1 protein-coding gene is annotated in these 630 nt (G+C 46.8%); it reads left to right on the top strand.

The window, feature by feature from the left end:
• The coding region (locus tag H6A20_RS13095) for a transposase (RefSeq protein ID WP_204907536.1) at positions 1-630 on the top strand (630 nt) is incomplete at both ends.

The following is a 630-nucleotide window of genomic DNA, read 5'->3' as shown; positions in this document are numbered from 1 at the left end:
CCAGAGGGATGTCTTTTACGATTTTAAAGGGAAAAAGCTGACAGAAGAAGTCCTGGATGAATTAAATTATCAGTTCATGCGCCGTCTGGAAAAGGAGGGCCTTATTACGCTGAAAGAGCTCTACATCGATGGGACCAAGATTGAAGCAAACGCAAACAGATATACGTTCGTCTGGCGGGGCAGCCTCAACTATCACCTTGCGGGGCTTCTGGACACCATAGATGCCCTTTATGCAAAGTACAATGCCTTTCTGTCTGAGAATGGGTATGGCCCCAGATATGACCTCGGGGATGCCCACATGTTCGTGATCGAAGGAATGGAGAAAGTCAGGAAAGTCATTAACGAAAACAGGAGACGGAAACTGACAAAGCATAAGAAGATATCCAATAACACCGTCATTGAGATCGATCACTGCTCTCCGCTTGAGATCCTGAAGCTGCAGAAGAACCTGGAACGGATTGCAGAAGGGGAAGGGATCGGATTCGTTTACGGAAAAGGAAAGCATAAACCGGAAATCCAGAAGCTCTACGAGGAACTGGAGGAATGCGGGATCCGTCTGATGGAATATAAGGAATGTTTTGAGATCATGGGGAAAGACCGCAACAGCTATTCCAAAACAGACCTGGAAGC

The sequence above is a fragment of the Mordavella massiliensis genome (genome assembly GCF_016901695.1).
GTDB classification, from domain to species: domain Bacteria; phylum Bacillota; class Clostridia; order Lachnospirales; family Lachnospiraceae; genus Claveliimonas; species Claveliimonas massiliensis_A.
This window is presented reverse-complemented; position numbering and strand designations above follow the sequence as displayed.